This window comes from Coleofasciculus sp. FACHB-1120, assembly GCF_014698845.1.
Classification (GTDB): domain Bacteria; phylum Cyanobacteriota; class Cyanobacteriia; order Cyanobacteriales; family FACHB-T130; genus FACHB-T130.
The window spans coordinates 1-22,074 of record NZ_JACJTV010000006.1; the positions used below are offsets into that span (position 1 = coordinate 1).

General features: G+C 45.1%; 19 protein-coding genes and 5 pseudogenes. 16 read left to right on the forward strand and 8 right to left on the reverse strand.

Annotation, left to right across the window (positions count from 1 at the left end; genetic code table 11):
- Positions 1–158, forward strand: a pseudogene (locus tag H6H02_RS08030) (IS701 family transposase); the annotation flags it as partial.
- Positions 159–204: 46 nt separating this feature from the next.
- Positions 205–697 (forward strand): annotated as a pseudogene (locus H6H02_RS08035) (IS701 family transposase); the annotation flags it as partial.
- On the opposite strand, the gene H6H02_RS26855 reads toward H6H02_RS08035, so the two are convergent.
- Complete coding sequence (locus tag H6H02_RS26855) at positions 659–853, reverse strand: hypothetical protein (protein ID WP_206757269.1); 195 nt, start codon at positions 851–853, stop codon at positions 659–661. The pseudogene H6H02_RS08035 and the gene H6H02_RS26855 overlap by 39 nt on opposite strands.
- Positions 854–1,511: 658 nt before the next feature.
- Between H6H02_RS26855 and H6H02_RS08040 the strand changes: the two are divergent.
- Both H6H02_RS08040 and H6H02_RS08045 read left to right on the forward strand, forming a co-directional pair.
- Positions 1,512–2,450 (forward strand): annotated as a pseudogene (locus H6H02_RS08040) (transposase); the annotation flags it as partial.
- Between the two features lie 49 nt (positions 2,451–2,499).
- Positions 2,500–2,637 carry a hypothetical protein gene (locus tag H6H02_RS08045; RefSeq protein WP_190816413.1) on the forward strand — a complete coding sequence of 46 codons (138 nt, stop codon included), beginning with the start codon at positions 2,500–2,502 and terminating at the stop codon, positions 2,635–2,637.
- An 18-nt stretch (positions 2,638–2,655) separates the two neighbouring features.
- Here H6H02_RS08045 and H6H02_RS08050 read toward each other — a convergent pair whose 3' ends face one another.
- Positions 2,656–4,362, reverse strand: a complete 1,707-nt coding sequence (locus tag H6H02_RS08050; protein WP_190816415.1) for a bifunctional diguanylate cyclase/phosphodiesterase — start codon at positions 4,360–4,362, stop codon at positions 2,656–2,658.
- A 485-nt stretch (positions 4,363–4,847) separates the two neighbouring features.
- Between H6H02_RS08050 and H6H02_RS08055 the strand changes: the two genes are divergently transcribed.
- From H6H02_RS08055 to H6H02_RS08065, 3 genes are all read left to right on the forward strand, one after another.
- Entirely contained in the window at positions 4,848–4,985 is a 138-nt protein-coding gene (locus H6H02_RS08055) for a hypothetical protein (RefSeq protein WP_190816416.1), read from the forward strand.
- Positions 4,986–5,230: 245 nt separating this feature from the next.
- Positions 5,231–6,973, forward strand: a complete 1,743-nt coding sequence (locus tag H6H02_RS08060; RefSeq protein WP_190816760.1) for an ABC transporter transmembrane domain-containing protein — start codon at positions 5,231–5,233, stop codon at positions 6,971–6,973.
- Positions 6,974–7,111: 138 nt separating this feature from the next.
- Positions 7,112–7,705 (forward strand): restriction endonuclease, encoded by a 594-nt coding sequence (locus tag H6H02_RS08065; RefSeq protein WP_190816418.1) that lies wholly within the window; start codon positions 7,112–7,114, stop codon positions 7,703–7,705.
- A gap of 17 nt (positions 7,706–7,722) precedes the next feature.
- Here the strand turns inward: H6H02_RS08065 and H6H02_RS08070 are convergent, their stop codons facing one another.
- Both H6H02_RS08070 and H6H02_RS08075 read right to left on the reverse strand, forming a co-directional pair.
- Positions 7,723–8,709: a site-specific DNA-methyltransferase gene (locus H6H02_RS08070; RefSeq protein WP_190816420.1), complete on the reverse strand. Its 987-nt coding sequence runs from the start codon at positions 8,707–8,709 to the stop codon at positions 7,723–7,725.
- A 45-nt stretch (positions 8,710–8,754) separates the two neighbouring features.
- Positions 8,755–9,003 carry a helix-turn-helix domain-containing protein gene (locus H6H02_RS08075; RefSeq protein WP_190816422.1) on the reverse strand — a complete coding sequence of 83 codons (249 nt, stop codon included), beginning with the start codon at positions 9,001–9,003 and terminating at the stop codon, positions 8,755–8,757.
- A 424-nt stretch (positions 9,004–9,427) separates the two neighbouring features.
- On the opposite strand from H6H02_RS08075, the gene H6H02_RS08080 reads away from it, so the two are divergent.
- Positions 9,428–11,212 (forward strand): ABC transporter ATP-binding protein, encoded by a 1,785-nt coding sequence (locus H6H02_RS08080; protein WP_190816424.1) that lies wholly within the window; start codon positions 9,428–9,430, stop codon positions 11,210–11,212.
- A gap of 90 nt (positions 11,213–11,302) precedes the next feature.
- On the opposite strand, the gene H6H02_RS08085 is transcribed toward H6H02_RS08080, so the two are convergent.
- Positions 11,303–12,706 (reverse strand): sugar porter family MFS transporter, encoded by a 1,404-nt coding sequence (locus H6H02_RS08085; RefSeq protein WP_190816426.1) that lies wholly within the window; start codon positions 12,704–12,706, stop codon positions 11,303–11,305.
- A gap of 67 nt (positions 12,707–12,773) precedes the next feature.
- Between H6H02_RS08085 and H6H02_RS08090 the strand changes: the two genes are divergently transcribed.
- Together H6H02_RS08090 and H6H02_RS08095 are read left to right on the forward strand one after the other, a co-directional pair.
- The gene (locus H6H02_RS08090; RefSeq protein ID WP_190816428.1) at positions 12,774–12,992 is read left to right on the forward strand and encodes a hypothetical protein; all 219 of its coding nucleotides are present in this window, start codon (positions 12,774–12,776) and stop codon (positions 12,990–12,992) included.
- Between the two features lie 617 nt (positions 12,993–13,609).
- Positions 13,610–14,809 (forward strand): PEP-CTERM sorting domain-containing protein, encoded by a 1,200-nt coding sequence (locus H6H02_RS08095; protein ID WP_190816430.1) that lies wholly within the window; start codon positions 13,610–13,612, stop codon positions 14,807–14,809.
- Between the two features lie 489 nt (positions 14,810–15,298).
- Here H6H02_RS08095 and H6H02_RS08105 read toward each other — a convergent pair whose 3' ends face one another.
- Positions 15,299–15,946: a hypothetical protein gene (locus H6H02_RS08105; protein ID WP_190816434.1), complete on the reverse strand. Its 648-nt coding sequence runs from the start codon at positions 15,944–15,946 to the stop codon at positions 15,299–15,301.
- Between the two features lie 400 nt (positions 15,947–16,346).
- On the opposite strand from H6H02_RS08105, the gene H6H02_RS08110 reads away from it, so the two are divergent.
- From H6H02_RS08110 to H6H02_RS08125, 4 genes are all read left to right on the forward strand, one after another.
- Positions 16,347–17,600, forward strand: coding sequence for a glycoside hydrolase family 10 protein (locus H6H02_RS08110; RefSeq protein WP_190816436.1), 1,254 nt, complete (start codon positions 16,347–16,349; stop codon positions 17,598–17,600).
- Between the two features lie 404 nt (positions 17,601–18,004).
- Positions 18,005–18,868, forward strand: coding sequence for a neutral zinc metallopeptidase (locus tag H6H02_RS08120; RefSeq protein WP_190816439.1), 864 nt, complete (start codon positions 18,005–18,007; stop codon positions 18,866–18,868).
- On the forward strand, positions 18,838–18,963 hold the full coding sequence (locus H6H02_RS27565; RefSeq protein ID WP_277922531.1) for a hypothetical protein: 126 nt from the start codon (positions 18,838–18,840) through the stop codon (positions 18,961–18,963). Before H6H02_RS08120 ends, H6H02_RS27565 begins: the two co-directional genes overlap by 31 nt.
- A gap of 136 nt (positions 18,964–19,099) precedes the next feature.
- On the forward strand, positions 19,100–19,954 hold the full coding sequence (locus H6H02_RS08125; RefSeq protein WP_190816441.1) for a DUF6745 domain-containing protein: 855 nt from the start codon (positions 19,100–19,102) through the stop codon (positions 19,952–19,954).
- Between the two features lie 4 nt (positions 19,955–19,958).
- On the opposite strand, the gene H6H02_RS08130 is transcribed toward H6H02_RS08125, so the two are convergent.
- On the reverse strand, positions 19,959–20,120 hold the full coding sequence (locus H6H02_RS08130) for a hypothetical protein (protein ID WP_190816443.1): 162 nt from the start codon (positions 20,118–20,120) through the stop codon (positions 19,959–19,961).
- A 23-nt stretch (positions 20,121–20,143) separates the two neighbouring features.
- On the reverse strand, positions 20,144–21,136 hold the full coding sequence (locus H6H02_RS08135; RefSeq protein WP_190816445.1) for a Rieske 2Fe-2S domain-containing protein: 993 nt from the start codon (positions 21,134–21,136) through the stop codon (positions 20,144–20,146).
- A gap of 52 nt (positions 21,137–21,188) precedes the next feature.
- Here H6H02_RS08135 and H6H02_RS08140 point away from each other — a divergent pair.
- Positions 21,189–21,791: pseudogene (locus H6H02_RS08140) on the forward strand (TetR/AcrR family transcriptional regulator); the annotation flags it as partial.
- A 57-nt stretch (positions 21,792–21,848) separates the two neighbouring features.
- A pseudogene (locus tag H6H02_RS27020) lies at positions 21,849–21,953 on the forward strand (TetR/AcrR family transcriptional regulator); the annotation flags it as partial.
- Positions 21,954–22,074 lie beyond the last annotated feature (121 nt).

Consider the following 22,074-nt stretch of genomic DNA (forward strand, 5'->3'; position numbering starts at 1 on the left):
ATACTTTAAATAATCTTCGCTTAATTGTCCAACCTCTCTTGCTATTTTGGTTGATTCATCCCTGGCTAGATGTTTTTCCGAATTCTCATTTATTGTTGGGATTTAATTACCTAATTTCTACTATGAACCAATTTAAACCTTTTTTGGCTTCGGGATAATTTCAGTTATTTACTACTTGCTTATTCCGGAAAGTGACAGAAGAGGGATAAAGCGAAAACCGTTTGGGTGGCAACAGTTGAAGTTGAACTCTCACAGATGGAAGGAACGAGAACAATTGCTATCGTCATGAATGCCTCAACCTTCGACTCTTCTAGTGAGATTGACTATTTTCTTACTAATGTTAACCCCTCTATTGCTACAGCCAACTGGATAGTGACTACCTAGGTCCAAAGGATAGTGGTGGAAGTTTTCTATCGGGAAGCTCTCATGATGGTTAGGGCTATCTGAATATCAAGTCAGAGATTATAGAAGCCTGCTGAGACATTTCATTTTGGTATTTTGCGCCTATACATTTATTTTATGGCACACTAAAACTGGAGGATTAAGAAGGCGTTGGGCATCGAAACCTTTAAACACCTTTACTGAAGCATTAGAGGCGTTTCGGACAGCCATGTCTTTCCGTTTTGTGCAGTGGCTGAATCAAAATTGGGACGTATTCTCAGCTTATAAAGGTGCTTTGGGCTTTATTTTGGCTTGAAATCTGTCTAAGTCCCGTTAACAAGATTTGGTCGGGAATTGGGATAGATGCATGGCTGCCACGGCTGCCCTCTTTCCCATCCCGTACTACTTTCACCATCATCCAGAATGTTTCCGGTTTCACCCCGTACATTCTTTTAAAGTCAGATCCAGACAATGCAAGTGCTTTTTTGTAACGCATCAATTTAGGAACTATAACTATCAATTCATTAAACTTTGTTCAGCTGATTTTACTCAATTCCGCAAGAGGTCTAGTCTACCCTATGAATGCCTATGTTTTTCACTGGTCACTTATTTCTGCCAATCTGGTCTAGTTGGAGCTTTTGTGTTTAGTGTTATGGAATGTTGTTTTGTTGGTGAGCTGTGCCGTTATGGGTTATCTCATATCTTGCACCTACCGAATCAACCCGGAAACAATAAATAAAGAGTGCAAAAGGGCGACAGTAGATGAAGGGGAAGATTTAAGTACAGCATAGTTGCAAATGCAACTTTCTGTAACCGGAATATCACACAAGCCGGGTTTGGGAAACATAACGGTGCGGCATGACGCTCTGACGGTGCGGCAGAGCGTTTTCGCTTCGGTTAAGCCAAAACAGTATTGATTTGCAATATCTACTCAAAATATGAGAAAAAGGGCGGGAAATGTATTTCGTCAATCAGCAAGAACAATGCTTGCCCACGCCCTTAAGCTAATCAACAGTTTAACTGAATTGATGCCCACACAGTACCAAAAAGATAATCTAGAAACGATGCTGGGATTATTCTTACAGGCATAAGGGCATCCGTTACCTGAACACGCTCAAACAAAATCTCCAAGCGCATTAAGTCGATTTTTCAATGTCAATCCTTGGTCAACCAGGGAAATGATTCGTATCGTTCGCCAGTCTCTACTCAAACAAATGTTATCTGAGCGTCCCTTGGGACGCAGACCATTTCTTCAAGTAATCATTGACCTCACGACTCTGGAAAAATGCGGGAAGTTCAAAGAATTTGAGCATTTAATCTCAGTTTATAACGGGAAGCGGGGATTACACTTGGTCGTACTCTATTTAGTTGTCGGACGGTGGCGGATACCTTGGAGCTTCTGCATTTGGCGAGGTAAAGGCGCTCCCTCACCCGCACAGTTGGGTCTGAAACTGGTTCAACGCTTACCAAAATCCTTAACATCAAGTTTTCAGGTAATCATCTTAGCCGATACTGCCTTTAGCAGTGTGAACTTTCTCCACGGTATACGTCAGCTCAAATATCATGCAGTTACAGCTATACCTATTGACCGTAAATTAGCTGATGGCAGAGCTTTAAGGCATCTGTATAAGCAGGGGCAACAAGTACACTTGGTTGATTTAAAGTTTTCTGTTACTGTGTCTTGGTACTACCTCAAACGTGATAACGGCAAGCTAGAAAAACGATTTGTCCTATCCACTAAACCTCTTAAAGCTAGCACCATTAAATGGTGGGGAAAGCGGAGATGGCAGATTGAAGGCTGGTTTAAAACTGCCAAGCATCGTTTTGGTTTGCATCGCTTCGGTCAAAGCACTTTGCTTGGGGTGTATCGTTGGCTCATACTTTCCCTGATTGCCTACTTAATAGCTCACTGGACTTATTTATCTCCTCAGTTCCCCAATTTACCTGACTGGGGTGGCGCTGCACAAACTGCCCTCGAATCTCTCTTGCCTCAAATACTTGTGTCTCTTCTTTTACTTAATATTGAACGTTTACTTCCTCTTGTACGTAGTCACGGTTTTGACATCTAGATTTCCAGGTGCAAGATATGAGTTATCAAATGGCCCAGTTTTTGAATAGTTGAGGGGAAGAAAGCGAACAGAGGAAGCGATCGCAACAAACTCGTCATCTAGAAGCAAGGACACCTTTATGACGATAGCGATCGCACTCACCCAATACTACAAGTGCGATCGCTATAGATTAAGAGAAGCAGTCTAATAGCTAGCTAGATTTTCTCTAGGCTGCGATCGTTTGCTGAGAAGTTTCTTGGAGCATTTGGGCGATCGCATCAGCAGGGACAGGACGGCTAAAGTAGAAGCCCTGACCTTCTTCACACCCCCGTCTTTGCAGGTAGTCCAGCTGTTCTTGGGTTTCTATGCCTTCTGCTGTAATATTCAACCGCAGGCTCTTGGCGAGGGCAATGATGGCATCGGTTACAGCGGCGCTATCAGGATTAGATGTCACATCCTGCACAAAGGACCGATCGATCTTGAGCATGGTAACGGGAAAGCGCTTCAAGTAGTTTAGAGAAGAATAGCCGGTGCCAAAATCATCCAAAGCCAGCAAGATACCTAGGTCTCGTAATTGCTCTAAAGTGTTAACAGATCGCTGAACATCTCCCATAAGCAAGCTTTCAGTCACTTCCAGTTCTAGATAGGATGCTTCTAGCCCGGTTTCCTGAAGGGTTTGGCTGACGACTTCAACTAGATTTGGTTGTTCAAACTGTCGAGCTGACAGATTCACCGATATCCGAATAGGAGGGAATCCGGCAAGCTGCCAAGCACGAGTTTGGGCGCAGGCAGTTTGCAAAACCCATTCCCCAATTTGCACGATCGAACCATTGGCTTCTGCAATGGGAATAAACTTAGCTGGAGAAACCAACCCTAGCGTCGGATGCTGCCAGCGAACCAGGGCTTCCATTGCCGTGATTTGTCTGGTACGCAAATCAATCAAGGGTTGGTAATAAACCACCATTTCGTTGCGCTCAACCGCTCCATGTAATTCATTTTCTAACGCTAGTCGTTCCTGCAACTGAGCATTCACTTCTGGCGAATAGAACTGGTATTGGCTGCGTCCTTGTTGTTTTGCCTGATATAGCGCCAGACGAGCCTGTTGCAACAGTTTATCCCCGCCATTGCGATCTTTTAGGTCATTAATGGCGATACCAATACTGGCGGTAATCCGAATCGAGCTTCCCTCTAAAAAGAAGGGTTTTGCCAGCGTACTTACTAGCAGCTGGGATAGCTTGATCGCGCTCTCAAAGCAGGGAAGTTCCGTCAGCGCGATCGCAAATTCATCTCCACTCACATGAGCCAGAATCTCTGTTTGACCCATACAAGTTGTCAAACGTTGAGCAACTGCTCTTAACAGCACATTTGAGGTTTCCCGCTCCAATGTATGACTCATGCCTGTGAAATCGTCGATACCCAGCAAAAGCACTGCTACCAGCCGCTGGTCGTTTTCAGATTGGGATACTATCTGATGTAAGCGATCGCCGAATAAATCCCGATTGGGTAATCCAGTCAGTCCATCGTAGTGACTGATGTAGTGAATTAATTCATCTAACTTATGAAGAGTTTGTGAGGTATCTGCCATTAATGTGCCTGCTTCATCGGCAAATTCTGTAGGCAGTTCGGGTAATTTTTTGGTATTCAAATAGTCTTGCAATGCAGCAGATGTCAAAATGACTGGGGCAAGGAGGTGGCGTATTGCATACAGAGTAGCTGCTGTACCCGCCAAGGTAGCTAACAAAGCAATCACCAGCACTCGCACTGTCATTTCCCAGGAATAAGAGTTTGATATAACGAAAGTTATCAATAAGGTTAAAAGTGGTACGTGAGTGCCTAAAAATGCTACCAACATAATTTTGGCGGTATAGCTTTTCTTAAGCAATCCGAACCGAGCTAGGAAGGAGTATAGAGCAAGCTTGCGATTGAGTTTCATGGATGCTGGACAAGGGTTGAAAGTTGGCTAAACACTTAAATTAAATTATGGCAAAATAATCTCTGAAATTTGGTATACAGAAGAATTTTTTCTTTCAATCAACCAAATACAGGTTTGATTTATAACCTTCAAAATAGCTAATTATGCAAACTAGATTTGAAGATGTTTACACATCTAACTCCACAGTACAATTTTGAGTTACAAGTGTTTACCGTAAAATCACTGAATTGTGAATACATTAAGAATAAATAAAATTTACATATCCGAAAAATTGAGGAAAGTGAAAGCGATTGCGAGATTTAAAATCAGTTAGTATAATGTTTCGAGCGTGTGCTGATTGGAAAGATTGCGATCGCATATACAGCGTTTTTCAGTTAGGTAGAATAGATAGCGGTTCTAACGTTCGATAGAGGCTTTTTGATTGCCATGCCACTACAGATGTATAGCACCCAAACGAGAATTGCTATCGATTTCCGGTGACTTCGATGAGGTGCGTAGACGAGGGATGGCTGTGGATGGGTTTCTCCGCATCTTGCAACCTGGTGGTTGAAACCGTACAGCGATCGCAAGCACACAAACAAAACCTGGCTACGCAGGTTATAAAATCCTTGATTTTTGGTTAGTCTGCGCTTTTAGGACTGGGAATGCGATCACCCCAGAATTCTATTCTGACGGCTTACGGCTTGGTGCAAGATGCGATCGCGACTTGAGTGAGGCGTGAGGCGACTGTTATGCAAAGCGGCTTGCCCTTAAGGATTGTAGCTCTTTTCTATCAAATCTTCGTTAATCTTAGTCAGGAGAGACTTTTCTAAATACGGAAGGGTGAATTCTATTGGTTCAGCAATCAGAACTCCAAAACAAGTCATCGATGCAGCCGCTTCAGCGCGTGCTGGGAAGTTTAAGCGCCTACCGTTGGATCTCGATAGGGGCGTTGCTTAGTTCTTTGCTCTTAACGGCGGCTTATGCCGTCACTCCCCAACTGTTTCGCTGGGGAATCGATGGAGGGATTGCCCAGCGAAACCTCCAAATTGTCTTCTACAGCGCTGGATGGATGGTCGTTGCTGCGATCGCGCGTGGGTTATTTAACTTTGGACAAAGCTTTTGGGCAGAAACCGCATCTCAAGGGGTTGCCTACGATCTGCGGAACAAGATTTTCAGCAAGATTCAAAACCTCAGTTTCAGCTACCACGACCAATCCCAGACTTCACAACTGCTAACTCGCGTCACGAGTGACATTGAGCAAATCCGCACGTTCCTGAGTACAAGTCTGATGCAGGTGATCAGTGCTGTTATCACACTTATCAGCATTGCCGCAATTTTGCTGTTAATGAACTGGCAACTAGCACTGATTACCCTAACAGTCGTGCCCATCTCAGGATGGTTGTTGGCACAATTTCTCCGCAAAAATAGCCGGTTGTTCGGGCAGGTTCAGGAGCAACTCGGCAATCTTAATACTGTATTGCAAGAGAACCTGCTGGGGGTGCGAGTGGTAAAAGCGTTTGTCCGAGAATCAGCAGAAGCAAAGCGTTACACGACGCTGAATGATGCGTTAATCGTGACCAACATGGAAACCATTCGCGCCATCCGCAACACTTTTCCATTCATCTTCTTGCTAAGTAACTTGGTGACAGTTGTTGTCATCGGATATGGGGGTGCAGAGGTTATTCAAAATCGGTTTTCAATTGGGGAATTGGTAGCGTTTAATTCTTACTTGCTGTTGATTCTTCAACCCGTTTTATTAATAGGATTTGCGGCCCCCGCGATCGCGCAAGCGGCAGCATCTGCCGAACGAGTCTATGAAGTAGTGGATGCAGAGATTGAAATTCGCGATCGCCCTGGTGCTGTCCCCTTTGAAACTTGCGGCGGTCGAATTACATTTGAAAATGTCTCGTTCCGCTATCCAGGAGCCACCACAGAAGCCCTGAAAGGCGTTTCCTTTGAAACTAAACCGAAAGAACTCATCGCCATTCTGGGGATGACGGGTTCCGGGAAAAGCACCATTATCAACCTGATTCCGCGCTTCTATGATGTTACGGCGGGGTCAGTTCGCATTGATGGACGAGATGTGCGGGACTTCACCCTGACAAGTTTGCGATCGCATATTGGCATCGTATTTCAGGAAACCACACTGTTCTCTGGCACCATCCGCGAGAATATTGCTTATGCTAAACCTGGTGCAAGCTTAGAGCAAGTCATTGAAGTCGCAAAAGCCACGCAAATGCACGACTTTATTACCAGCTTGCCCGATGGTTATGAAACGATTGTCGGGGAAAGGGGTGTGGGTTTATCTGGCGGACAAAAGCAACGGATCGCGATCGCCCGCACATTACTGACCGATTACAGCATTCTCATCCTAGATGACAGCACTTCTGCCGTAGATGCTAGAACCGCTGCCCAGATTCAGGAGGAACTCGATCGCCTGATGCGCCAAAAGGCTTGCACAACCTTTGCGATCGCTCAACGCATTAGTACCGTGCGGAATGCCGATCGGATTTTGTTGATGGATAAAGGACGATTGGTAGCACAAGGAACCCATGAAGAGTTGATGCAAAATAGTCCCCTTTATGGGGCAATTTTGGAGTCGCAGATGAAGCGAAAGATTGAAAGTTGAGCAATTTAGTCTCAAGATAATTTGAATGTCACCTTGTTCGGGTTATCTGTGGGACAATGCAGGAACTCAGCTTAACTCTCCGACCAAATAGGCAGAACTGTACTACTCTTGCGTAACGAAGTTATATGAGTAGTCAGGATGAAGATTGTCCAAGAGGTTTCCTTAATCAGCGTTGGCAGTTTTGAAGAATCAAGCGATTGGTCTATCATTCGCGCTGAAATTCGTGATGCTGTCTCTTTAATCGTTCATCCTGCTGGGACATCAAACTTTACAATCAATCCGACTAAGCACGGTAATGGCGTCAAGCCAATTAAAGAAGCTTGCACGATCGCATTGAGGGACAGATACGGATGGAGGCTAGAAACTTCGATTAACTATGCAACCCGATCCCCAGGAAAGGTAGATGCCACAAAAGTCATTGACAACCATCTTTTTGCTCTTGAGTGGGAAACGGGTAATATCTCCTCAAGCCATCGAGCAGTCAATAAAATGGTTCTTGGATTGCTACGCGGTGTTTTTCTAGGAACTGTTTTGGTACTCCCAAGTAGAAAACTCTATCCTTACCTAACCGATCGGATTGGCAACTATGAAGAGTTGGAGCCATACTTTGATGTTTGGCGGGCAGTCCGGATAGAAGAGGGTTTTCTTGCAATCTTCGTAATTGAACACGATCAAGTAGATAATAACGTACCAACGATTACCAAAGGAACAGATGGTCGTGCATTAGTCTGAATCGTTCTACACGGAAGCTACGTAGAGTAAGGAATTGGCAGATGTGATGCAATGGTTTTGCGCTGCTTCAATTTCTTGCTTCCCCTTGCTGATTCCCATTCCTCTATGATTCCATTAACCAAATCAGTCAATCGTTCTACTGCTGGCTCTGTATCCCCAATTTCTGAACCAATCCAGTAACGGTGTAGTTTTTCTGCTGCGTAAAATGTAGTACCAGAACCTCCAAATGGATCAACCACAATCTCACCGGGATTAGATGCCATTGCAATAATCCGTTCTAACATAATGGGAGCCAGTTCGTTGGGGACTCGTTTTTTATGCCGACGATGCCGAACTGGTGGAATATCAGTCCACATTTCCTCGGTTAATGTCCATAAAACTTCACTAGAATCAGCTTCAGGGGCATCCTCCCAAACATCCTCTGGCATATCCCAGACATCCATTAAATTGATTCCTTTTTCATTGAGCTTTTTTCGATGTCCACCATAGTCACGAATTTCTCCGCCACAATGGCGACAAAGTTGAATAGGTGTGTAGACTTTGTTGAAGACTGCTGGTTCTCCTTTAGTGTAATAGAGTAATCCGTAGTGAGCGGGAGACATCTTTTTACCACGAGGAAAAGCTTTCGGCATTCTGCAAGCAATCCAATGCCGAAACCACATTCCTTTCTGATTGAGGTATGCACCATACTCTATGCACCATTTAGGCAGGTTGAATACAAATAAACTTCCACCGGGTTTAAGCACTCGAATGCTCTCACCCAGCCACTGTTGAGACCAGACTAGATATTTGTCTAGCTCCATCCGATCGCTTACTCCTTCACCGTATTTTTTGCCAAGATTAAAGGGTGGATCGGCAAATACAAGATTTACAGACTCATTAGGCAATGCTGACAGAAGTTTAAGGCAGTCTCCTTGATAGAGGATGCCATGCTCACTAATGTAAACCTGTTGTAATTCTTGTTGAGTTGCAACATCAGTTGCAATCAGTTGAAAAGGAAGCATTTATCTAAACCTTTAGTACATTAGTATAGCTTGAGCCTACAAACTCTATTGTCCTTTGTCAATAGAGTTTGGTTCGGAAGTTGTACTCCGTGGCTGATAGGGTTTCCCCATAGGTTGATTCTTATATCTCTCTACTTCAGCAGCTTCTATGTAGTAGTAACGCCCAAGTTTGCGAGCTACAATCTGACCCTTCTTAATTAGGTCGTGAACTCGCTGACGAGTTACGCATAGCAGCAATGCTGTTTGAGCTACAGAAAGTAAGTCAGGGCTATCCTTTGAAGCAAGGTCTGTCATACGATGAGCTAAAAGGGTGCTTTGATCTCACAAATCCTTCGTCAGTATTGCATTTGTGACTTCAACCATCTGTAAGCTCTTAATTTCGCTGAAAAATGCGATCGCGTATTGCTTGACACACATTCTCCCAGTCTCGGTCTGCCATTGGTGTTGCTGGAGCGAATTCTAACCCTTCCAGTAGCAGTGATTCCAGCCGTTCCTTCGCTTTTCGTGCCCGATTCGACGGATTAATTTGCGAAAATACTCGCTGACTGTACTATAGCCACCGGGCCATAAGGATTTCTCCAAGCCTCACAGCCTACATAATGTCAAATTATGCCATAACAAATGCCATAACAAACAGTGAGCTATGACTGATGTAGGTTTGAGAGAGTCCTTCCAAACGATACGATAGCGAAGTGAAAAAATAAGTCGGGAAAAAAGCATGAGAGTCCCAGGTCCCGTTGTCGCATCAGATCAAAAAGCGAGTCAGCAACTCTCGACCCTGCGGCGCTTTTTACGGTATCTCCGACCCTATCGGAAAGAAATTCCCATTGCCTTAACCTTAGTGGCGATTGGGGCTGCAACGCAATCCATTGGCCCCTTTTTGATTGGTTGGTCTATTGACAATCTGATTTCGCGGGGAAATCTGCGGGGATTGTTATTGATGTTGGGGGTATTGGGACTGATCTACATCCTCGGTGTTTGGGCAATTCGAGGACAGATTATGCGCGTCGGTTCTATCGTACAGCGCGTACTGGCTCAACTGCGGCAAGATATTTTTATTAAAATCCAGAGCCTTCCAATCAGCTTTTTCGATCGCAGCGAAGCGGGTGATTTGATGAGCCGCTTGCTGAATGATGTGAATACCGTGAATCAAGCGTTCGGACAGACGATTGCCCAAATGTTGGGCAACACGTTTAGCTTAATTGGCATTATTATTGCCATGCTCTCGATCGATCTGAAACTGGGCTTGCTGAGCAATTTAGCGGTGCCAGTGATGATTTTCACGACTGGCTTGTTTTCGCGCTGGGCAAGAGCAAGATTTCGCGTCACGCGGCAGACAATCGGCGATCTTTCCGCCAAGCTCGAAGAAGGTATCAGCAGTGTCCGAGAAGCACAAGCATTCAATCGCATCCAACTCAATATTGAAGAGTTTGATGTTGTCAACGCAGCCAATCGCGATGCGAACGTCCAAGCAGTGGCAATTACCGCTGCATTTTTGCCGTCGATTGATTTTCTCAACACATTAGCCACCGCCGCAGTGTTGGCGTATGGAGGCTATCTGGCGGTAACAGGAGCCGCAACTGTGGGGGTTGTGACTTCTTTTTTACTCTACGTTCAGCAGTTCTTTCGCCCTATCCAAATTCTCAGCCAATTTTATACGCAAGCTCAATCAGCGATGGCAGGTTTGGAGCGGATTTTTCTACTGTTAGATGAACCTTCGCAACTTAACGATGCACCGAATGCGACTGAGATGCCGCCTATTCAGGGTGAGGTGCGATTTGAAGCGGTGACATTTGGCTATACCCCTACTCAACTCGTACTCAAAGGGGTGAATCTGCACGCTCAACCGGGACAGATGATTGCATTGGTGGGACCAACTGGAGCGGGTAAAAGTACGATTATTAACTTAATTCTGCGCTTCTACGATGTGTCTGGCGGCGCAGTTAAAATTGATGGGATTGATGTGCGGAGCGTGACGCAGGCGAGTTTGCGCCGTCAAATTGGCATTGTTTTACAAGATAATATTTTGTTCAGCGGTACAGTTGCAGAAAATATTGCTTTCGGCTGTCCCCACGCTACGCAAGCCGACATTGAAGCAGCAGCGCAATTAGCCAATGTGCATGAATTTATCATTTCCTTGCCGCAAGGATACGCGACTCAATTGGGAGAACGGGGTGCGCCTCTGAGCCAAGGACAGCGCCAGCTGGTAAGTATTGCCCGTGCTGTATTAATTGACCCTCGAATTTTGATTCTGGATGAAGCTACCAGCAGTATTGATACTCGCACAGAAGCTCTGGTGCAGGATGCGATCGCGCGTCTACTCCAAAGTCGCACCAGCTTTGTGATTGCCCACCGCCTCAGTACAGTAACGCAAGCCGATCAAGTGTTAGTGATTCAGCAAGGACAAATTGTGGAACGAGGTACTCACGCAGAACTCATCGCTCAACAAGGTGTCTATGCCAATCTCTATGCACTTCAACTGGGTGCAAATTCTACTCAATAGGGTGGTGCAAGGATGCTGGTTAAAACTTAGCGCGATCGCACTCTGCTCAATTACCGCTGATAACCAAAGAACCTGCGGTGAAAGTCGATACTACACCATTTCCTCTAGTTCTTTGCCTTTGGTTTCTTTTATCAGCAGCAGAACGAAGAAAAAGGAAATCGCCGCAGCAGTCGCATACAAGCCATAGGCAAAGCCTAAACCCACATCTTTGAGAGGGGGAAAGGTAGTGGACACCGCAAAGTTAGCGATCCACTGAGCCGCAGCAGCGACGGATAGCGCTGCTCCACGAATCCGATTGTTAAACATCTCCCCTAGCATCACCCAAACGACGGGTCCCCAAGAGAAGCCAAAGCAGAAGACGTAGAGGTTAGCTGCTAGCAAGGCAATAATGCCAGAGTTTCCGGTTAAGCTGGGGTTCCCGGCGGCATCTAGGGGCGCACTGCCAAAGGTTGCCGCCAGCGTTCCCAGAGTCAGCGTCATGCCCAGAGAACCCAGAATCAGCAGAGGTTTGCGTCCAAACTTGTCCACAAAAGCGATCGCGACTAGCGTTGTCACAATATTGGTGATACTGGTAATCACCGTAATCCACAGCGAATCCTTCTCGGAAAAGCCTACCGCCTGCCACAGGACGCTGCTGTAATAGAAAATTACGTTAATTCCTACCAACTGTTGCAGAATAGATAACCCAATACCAACCCAGACTATCGTGAGTAAGCCATGCCTACCCATGAGATCGGACAGTTGAGGTTTGCGTTCCCGCAATACCGTCTGCCGAATCTCCTGTACTTTAGCCTCAACATCTCCACCCAAAACCTTTGCCAAAACGGAAGCCGCTTCTGCTTCCCGTCCTTGGGCAACCAAGTAGCGGGGTGACTCTGGAATCCTCAGTGCGCCTACTGCGTAGGCAATAGCAGCTGGGATTTCAGTCCAGAACATCCAACGCCAAGCAGATATCCCGAACCAGAAGGGCGCTTCGGCGGAACCAGCAGCAACCGCGATGAAGTAGTCACACAGCAAGGCGATGAAGATCCCGGTAACGATCGCAAGTTGCTGGAGAGAACCGAGTCGTCCGCGCAAGTGTGCAGGGGAGACTTCGGCAATGTAGGCGGGGGCGATAACGCTCGCAGCACCGACAGCCACTCCACCCACTAATCGCCAAACCATGAAATCCCAAATAGTAAAGGCAATACCGGAACCTACGGCGCTGATCAAAAACATAATAGCCGCGACGATCATCGTTTTTACCCGCCCATAGCGATCGGCGAGCTGTCCGGCAAAGAACGCTCCCACTGCTGAACCCAGTAGTGCCGAGGAAACGGCGAATCCCGTTGCCACACTACCCACTTGAAACTCTCTTCCTAAAGCGGCTACTGCACCATTAATTACGGCAGTATCAAAACCAAACAAAAAGCCACCAATGGCAGCCACCAGTGCCAACATCAGAACATACGATGTGCTGGCTTTCGGCATAACAGGTTTGTTGTGAATAGTCATTTGTTAATTCCTAAGTCAAACGCAAATGCAAAGCTAAATTGATTTCGATTTGCTCATCTACTCATCTATGCGATCATCTATGCGATATGCGAACTTTAAAACGCAAAGCCTGCCAAGCGATAGCCAGCAACCTATCGTGGTAGCTTGTTATCGCTTGGCAATCACCTTCAGTACGGTGCGCGATCGCTTATGTACTACAGCAATTTCTACTTTTATGAACTACGGAGATAATGACCGGATTTATCTTTGTAATTCTGCTTTGGTGGCTAGTCCGTGTTTAATGTGAGAACTGGGATAAACTGGGTTATCAGAAAAAGATAAATCTATTTCTCACCATAAGAACATTGTTTGACCCCACCCTCGTAGTAGCATCAATCTTTAGGCTTATAAGGGTGCCAGTGTAAGAAACTGTAAGATTTAGCGAATAAACTTAACATAACCCCCAGATTAGAGTAATTATGCCAAAATCCATGAGCCTTAGGTTGTAAATAGTATTTGAAATGCGCGATCGCAAGGAGAGTTATCGAGAAGCAACTTTACAGACTACACGACCTGTGAAAACTTATTCATGTACCGGATGCGCTCGCAAGTGTCACCGAATCAAATTTCTCTTCACCATCAGTCCGCTTGCCAGTACGTTTTGCGGTAACATTAAGCACTTCCTAGCTTTCTGATAGCTCGTTGATTTCAGTTTTACTTTATCCCTACTCACTCCTAAATGCGTTTGCTGGACTGAAGGGTGTTCCTCAACTTCACGCCAGTATACCAAGTTTAATTAATAACTTTTTTCTGTGAAGATTACGCGAAAATACGGTGAATATTGCGTAAAGCTACGCTTTCACTGACAAATATGGGATATTTTTTGTCTAACAGATACAAGTCTAAATCTATGGGAGGAGCCTTATGAAAATTAAAATTTTTACATTTAAACCATTCATCAAGCTACTGAACCTGTCGGCTTTAATCACTTTAAGTACCGCTGCCATTTTAGACCTTGGAGCTTCTGGAGCAGATGCTGCCTTATTAATTGGTAATACTAAAAGCAACAATGTAGTACGTTATGACGATAAGACAGGGAAGTTTTTGGGTGATTTTATTGCCGCTGGTAGTGGCGGCTTATCTAACCCAGATGATTTAGTGTTTGGTCCTGATGGAAATCTCTATATCAGCAGTGGTAGTAGTTCTACAGGACAGATATTACGCTACAACGGCAAGACAGGTGCATTCATCGATGTATTTGCTTCAGGGGGAAATCTAACTCGTCCCTATGGTATGGTATTTGGGCCTGATGGCTATCTTTATGTGAGTAGCTTTCTTACAGACACAATCCTGCGCTATAACGCTACGACAGGCGCATTTGTAGATGTATTCGCTTCAGGAAATGGCTTAGCTGGTGGTTTAAACGGCCCAAATGATTTGTTGTTTACACCTGATGGTAAGTTGCTCGTTTCTACTCAGGGTAGCGTTGCCATTCCTGGTGATGCTAACACAGATGGCATCATTTCACCTGGAGAGTTTGTTCCTGACTTTAGTCAGGGACTTCCCAGCCAAATATTGAGTTATGACATTAAAACCAAACAGTCTACTGTTCTAGTAGATTCAGCTACTCCACTTCCCAACAGTTTTAATTTCGTCAGTTTTTTGGGTTTAGCACTCAGCCCTAAGGGAGATTTGTTCACGACTGACTTTGCAAATGGACTTCGGGCTTATGATATTAATTCAGGTGCCTTAAAAGCAACTATTCCAACTGACTATACTTCACCCCCTGGAGGTTTTAGCAATAACTTTATTGGCAATCTGACTTTCATTGGAAATACTCTCTTTACGGTTGGTTTCGACTTCACCAAAAATGATTATGGAGCGATTCTACGTTATGACACTGTAACCGGGAATGCTCAACCTTCAGTAGGTAATCAAGGTGCAGTTTTTGTCTCAACTAACAGCAATCTTCAGCGTCCAATTGGCATTACATCGATTGCATCAGTACCAGAACCGACAGCTACGATAAGTTTGTTTGCATTTGGTACATTCTGCGCGGTATTTCTACGGAAGGCCAAGCGGAAAAACCACTGCTTGCACGCAGAAGATACAGTTATCAATTAACGAGATCGTAGCGCTCGTGAAGGTATTACAACTGATGTCTTCACGGGCGAATTCAAGGGAAATTAGCGATCGCCTTTATGGATGCTGTTGGGTTAAAAATGATTTTCACTTGCACCCAATGGCACTTCGTTTCGAGCATCTTTGAGCAATTTTGCAATTACAGATAGGTGTTGGGAAGTTAGCGATCGCTCCTACAGAAACTTACAGAAAATCACAGACAAGCACGATCGCTTTGTTTGTTCGGACTAGCACTCGTATCAATAATTGCAGATGGCTTTTAGGAATAAGCAAGGGCGCTGATGTCTACGTGCAGTCAAAATTAACTTACACCCGATCGCACTGTTAAAGAATGTTTGCGAGCGCTTGCCAATTAAAGATGGCTGTCATTCGGTAGCAGTATTGATTGTTCTTACAGCATACCCCAAAAAAAGCGAGCGTACCTTTTACAATAACGATCGCCCTTTGCTATTTCTACCTCTATTTAGAACGCTAGGCTTGTATAGCTCTTCGGAGAGATTCTGCTGCTTGCTCTTTACGAGCTTTTGCCATGTATTGAATCCAGCTTGCCTTTAAGTCGTGTCCTGACCACACATCAAATTTGTCATTCCCAGAAGCCAGTATCATTCGCTCAACACATTGCTCAATTGACATACCTTTAAACAACAAATGATAGAAAGTCACATAGGCAACTGCTGCATCACTCCAAGAGACTGAACTATTGTTACCAACTAAAGCCCGAAATGGATAATCTGCATCCTCATGCATTGCCATTAGACGACCAAAACTGCCAAAACAAGAGGACATACAGATTAAAAGCCCGCCTTCCATAAAATTCGTCAGAGGGATTAGCAGTTCCCGAAGCTCAGCCCACAAAAGAAAGGTATCGTTAGTCAGCGCAACTCCTACATTGTTGCCATGCATACTGAGGTGAAGTATCGGAGGTTGTCTAAAATGCTCCCATGCTTCTACGAGGCGTTTGTTTAGCGCTGTATCAAATGTTTCCTGAGTTGTAACTAGACTATACCAATGAGGTATTTCAGCAAGGCTTAGAACTTCACTAAGGGCACGTCCTTCTGTACGTCCATCGAGGAGATCGCGAGCAGATGGTGACTCAATTATGTATACAAATCCAGTCATAAAAACGTGGAACGCCTTCGATGTCTATTATGCCGCTTATATTGATTGAATACTCAACTTTACTACCTTTGATATTGGGTATGGGGTTATCGAACGAAGCCTCACCATGTTGAAAGCAAGGGAGGACAGAGCAAGTTGGGACAAAAACGATAGCTCCATCTGCCTCTGGGAAAGGATTTAGATGAAGGCGATCGCTAATAATGTTTGATAGAGCGTAGCCCGTAATTCTACTTAGGATACCCTGACGCTTCAGCTTTTCTAATACAAGAATTCAAGATTACTGATTAAATGATTCCTGTTAACAATCAATTTTTCAGTAGATATAAATACCTGTAAACTATTAATCGTTCATTTCATCACCAGGCTAAGCGATCGGATAGCTAACTTATCATTCAAACTTATGAAATTACATTTCATTCCTAGAGGTTGGTGGCGATCGCTCAAGTATCTCTTGTTAATGTTTCTGGCATCATTGACCGCAGTATTGCTGGCTGGCAACCCCATCTCTGCGATCGCGCAAAGCCCAATGCCAGAACCAGAAGCAATCGAGCAAAGCCCAATACCAGAAGCCACCCCTCAGAAACGTTTTCAGGAAATTCGCGGGGTTTGGATGACCAACAATGACACTAAAATCCTCAGAGATCGCCCCAAACTGCAAAATGCTGTAAGTCAACTGGCGCAGCTAAACTTCAACACCATCTATCCTGTAGTGTGGAATTCTGGCTATACGCTTTTCGAGAGTGCCATAGCAGAACGAAAAGGCATTCAATCTTCTGTCAGCAAAGGCTTACAGGGACAAGATATCATCGCTGACTTGATTTCCCAAGCCCATCGCCAAGGCTTGCTAGTGATTCCCTGGTTTGAGTTCGGTTTCATGGCTCCCCCGATATCGGAACTGACGTCAAAACATCCTAATTGGATTACGCAACGGCGCGATGGTAGCCAAACTTGGATTGGCGCTGCGGGTGAGGTTGTGTGGCTTAATCCCTTCCATCCAGAGGTGCAGCAGTTCATCACCGATCTTGTGCTGGAAGTCGTCACTAAATATGATGCCGATGGCATTCAGTTTGACGATCACACCAGTTTGCCCAATGAATTTGGCTACGATCGCTACACGCTTGCCTTGTACAAACAGGAAACCAAGAAAGATGCGCCTTCCAATCCCAAAGATCCTGCATGGGTGCGCTGGCGTGCAGATAAAATCACGGCATTCATGACACAACTCAACAAAGCTGTAAAAGAGAGAAAACCCAACGCAATTTTCTCTGTTGCCCCTAATCCCTACGTCACCGCTTACAATACTTATCTGCAAGATTGGCTGACTTGGGTGCGAAAAGATATCGTGGATGAGTTAATTGTGCAAGTTTATCGTCCCGATCTGCAAAGTTTTCTCGACCAGCTTACCCGCCCGGAAATTCAAGAAGTGCAACAAAAAATTCCAACCGGAGTTGGGGTTCTCACAGGCTTGAGAAAGAAGCCGGTTTCGATGCGACTGATTCAATCTAAAGTACGGGCAGCTCGCGATCGCGGTTTAGGTGTAACTTTCTTCTATTATGAAAGCCTTTGGGACAAGGCACCAGAACCTATCGCGGAACGGCAATCTAATTTTCAAAGTCTCTTCAACTTCCCGGCTTCCCGCTTTGCAATTAGATAACCTGGCAATCTTTTAAGCAAGCGCTCGCTTCGTTTGCGCCAAGGGCGATTGCCCCCAAGGGGCAGCGCGAAGCGATCGCACGCTTCGCCTCCATGCAGTCAAAACCCACCGATACGAGCGATCGCTTGCGTGAATGAAGCAAGTGATCGCTTTTTGTTCTCAACGTATCAATAAAGCTGATTACCTGACGGGGTTGTCACCCCGTCAGTGCTATGCCCCTACTAGTTTGACCATGATTCAGCCTTCCCTAAGTAAGACTAGCTATAAATTAGAGCCGTCCCTCTGGCAGAGGATCTAGATGAAGGCGATCGCTAATATTTGTAGTGGGTTGTGGAAAGTCTGGGTTAGCTGAAATAGCATTTTACTTACTTCTGCTGGGTTGAGTAGTTTGGAGACTTGAAGCTATGCGCTGGGAATTCGGTCGGAAAAGCAGCAACGTTGAGGACAGGCGCGGGGGTGGGGTTTCCGGTCCTGTGGTAGGGGGCGGGATTGGAACAATTGTTCTAGCGGTGATTGTTGCTCTCTTGGGGGGCGATCCGGGTGCGGTGTTGCAGCAAGGACAAGAACAAGTACCGAGCGATCGCACCTCTTCCCAGTCTCCTCAAACACAATCATCTGCTACGAACGATCGCATGGCTGATTTCGTTTCGGTTGTCTTGGCGGATACAGAAGATACATGGGGTACCCTGTTTCGCCAAAACGGAGAAACCTATGTCGAGCCTAAGTTAGTTCTCTTCTCAAATTCGGTACAGTCGGCTTGTGGTTCTGCCAGTGCGGCAGTCGGGCCGTTTTATTGCCCCGCCGATCAAAAAGTCTATATTGACTTAAGTTTTTATCAAGATTTGAAGTATAAGCTCAACGCGCCCGGAGACTTTGCCCAAGCGTATGTAATTGCTCACGAGGTTGGGCATCATGTGCAGAACTTAATGGGAATTTCTAGTAAAGTTCGTACATTACAGCGTCAAGCCGATCGGACAGAGGCAAATCAACTTTCAGTTAGGTTGGAGTTACAAGCAGACTGTTTTGCTGGCATCTGGGCGCATCATGCCAATCGTTCCCGGCAAATTCTGGAGGAAGGCGACGTTGAGGAAGCGCTGAATGCTGCTAGCAGTATTGGCGACGATCGCTTGCAGAGTCAGTCCAGAGGGCGTGTTGTCCCGGATTCTTTTACTCACGGTAGTTCAGCGCAGCGAGTCCGCTGGTTCAAGCGGGGGATTCAGACAGGCGAACCTGCACAATGCAATACCTTTGCAGCAGCAAATCCCTAGCAAAATATGGTGTTGGAAGTATAGTAGGAAGCGATCGCATTCTTGATGAAGCTAGAGCGATCGCTATCTTTATTCATGGTTGCGATCGCCTTTAGATTTCCGCTATTTAGAGCGGTAGTTTACACCTATAAGAAATCTTATACTGCAATGGGGCTATAGTTAATAGTTAGAGTGATAATTTTGTATGTAAAAGTAAGCTTTCAGACCATTTAAGTCCGCTAAGGGATATCAATGATTTTTGAATTGACAGCACAGCAAAAATCTCTGATTGCTGACTATCGAATGAAGTGGTATTCAATGGCAATCTCAACCCAGCCAGTTGATAAAACAAGAGCCTTTTCCGCAATTGAGGCAGTTTACCAGAAAATCTCAAACGCAGAAATACCTGACATCTACTATTTCGACAGTCCGCATAGTATAACTAACCTCAGCTTTATAAGCCATATTTATCCGGCCGCAAACTTGTCCAATCGACGTAAGCTGAACAACATCATTAGAAAATTTAAAAATCAATTAATCAAACATGGATTTTTTCGTGATTCTTTTCGTAGACATATTGTTTATCCGCTGATTGAAATTGTTGGAAAGCAGTTTGATATTGGGCTATGGAACAGTTTGCATAAACAATTTAGCTTCTGGTCCCCGCTCAATAGTTTGATACCTGGAAGCCTACGCGATAGTGAAAAATTATCTTTAATCTGGAAATCCGGTAAACCCAATCATCAAAGGCAAATAGAGCAATTTTGGCTATATTTGACACCGGGTTTGGTTTCACCAGACACAGAATGTAGTATTTGTGGATTGCTGGACTTCTGCACCTCTGAGTTAGGATGCTTTATAGAAGAAGACTTATGGCACACACTCAGAACCTACGTTTCTGAGTGTGGTTGGACATTTTTATTTCAAGATTTCTGTTTCACCTGTCAACGTCCACATAAAGTGCTGCTTGATGAGCAAAATCGACCTCATGCGGAGAATGAAGCAGCCATCGAATTTTTAGATGGTTTCAGTGTATTTGCCAAGAATGGTATGCTAGCTCTCAATTGCGACCAGTCTAACAATCCGCCTGCACCTGACGGAACGTGATTTGTCAATTTAAAGTGAAAAAATATCTGCCACCTTGACTCCACAACCCAAAAGAGCGGTTGCTATCTTTATTCATAGTTGCGATCGTGTAGCTGACAAGAGGCAATCGCGTCTTCACTTCCGCTTGCGATCGCAATGGGGTGATGCTCAAACGAACAGTTACCATAATATTGAAGAAGTATGCGCCGTCTACTTTGAAAGATTAGGTTCTACAACATTTGGGAAACTTTGAAAATTGCGCCGCACCCAGTCCATACCCACCTCATTATTGAGTTTAATTTTCTGAGGCGTATTCGGATAAATTTCACCCAAAATATCAGCATCTTGATCGACTACTATCTTGCCAAACTTGAGATATGTCCTGCCAAATAGCTTAAAGGCAGGGTGCTTGGCTTGACCAAATAGCAAAATGTAAGTCCTTGTGCGGTTCTCGGCTTCTGGGACAAAGATGTGACACTGGACTGCTTTACCTAATGGCATTTCACCATGAAAAATCACCAGAGATGGGAAGTAGTTTTCCAGGTGGGCTTTGATGGTTGTCGGGACTAGGAATAAATCGGGTTTTCTCAGCTTTTCTGCCAAGCTGTAAGGGGCGGTGGGCATATCATAAAACGCATGGGAATGATGCCCATTGTCAATAAATTGATGAAATTCCACATTGGTAACTCGGAATAATTCCCGGTGAGTGCCGTTTTGGTGATTATAGTCGTGCATATTCAGCAACATAGTCAGCAAATCGGTCTCTACACTTGTATCTGCGGTATTCCCGACAAAGTAGTAGGTATCTGCAATGTCATTCAGGACTGCGGGAATCGGCACTTTCGGCTCGTATCCGCCGTAAGACCAGATGAAATCTCCTTGAATTGTTAACTCTAAAGGTTTCAGTTGAGGCAAAGTTTTCTTTTCCGATCCCGGCAAAACGGTGCATCCTTCTGAATCAAATGACAAGGCATGAAACGGACAGACGACCGTACTCGTACCATCAATGTGTGCTTCGCACCATCCTTCTGACAACATTGCTCCCATGTGAGGACAGGCATTAGGCAGGGCATGGATTGCTCCAGCAGCGTCTTTCCACATCACATAATCATTACCATACAGACAAATTTTCCGAGGTTGATTCGCTACCAACATCGACTTGTGCGCCAACAACCAAGGCGCACCGAAAAGCATAGACTGCATAATGTTCTCCAGTAGAGATAAAATTGTGAATAATTCGTCGTGTTTTTAGGATATGACAGAATATTCACATTCGTCAAGAAGTCTGCGCCGTCAACCCAAACAGCAGCGAGGTAAAGAACGGGTCGAAAAAATCTTGGATGCAGCAGCGGCAGTGTTTGACGAGGTGGGCTATGAAGCGGCAACCACCCATCTGATTGCAGCCAAAGCGGGGACAGCGATTGGGTCTTTGTATCAGTTTTTTCCCGATAAAGCTGCCATTTTTAAGGCGATGGAATTGCGCCATACCGAGCGGGTTAAGGCCTTGTGGTCAAGCGCAGATACACCAGAGATGGTTCGATTACCACTCCGACAGATGATTCATGGATTGGTCAGCGCGATCGCAGAGATGTTTGAACAGCCTGTGTCACGGGTGGTGTTTGTGCAGTTTTTTATATCCCGCGAGATTTTCCAGTCGATCGATGAAAGCATGACCCAGGAAGCAATTGACTTTATGGCTGGTCTCTTAAAGCAAAGAAATTCGGCATTAAGTAAGGCGCAATGTAGTCTATTGGCAGAGGTTTGCGTCCACAGCAGTAATGCTGTCATTCTGTCGGCACTTCGCAACCCAGATCAACAGCATCGTCAACAGTTGGTGCAGCAGATTGAGGACTTATTGGTGTCATATTTAGAGCCGTATGTAGGGGACGGTCGGTCGGAAAATGTAATGAAAGTAATGAAGTGTCCGCATTGTCAATCGGAGCAGTTATCTAAAAACGGGTATCGAAGGGGGAAGCAGTGCTATCTCTGTAAGGAATGCGGGAAACAGTTTGTGGAGAATTCCCAGCGTTTTTGACTCCCCGTTCGCTAGCAGTATCAGTCTTCATTACGCCACACACCAAGATAGTGATCGCTATCTTTATTCATCATTGCGAATCGCCACTAATCCCAAAATTCCTCAT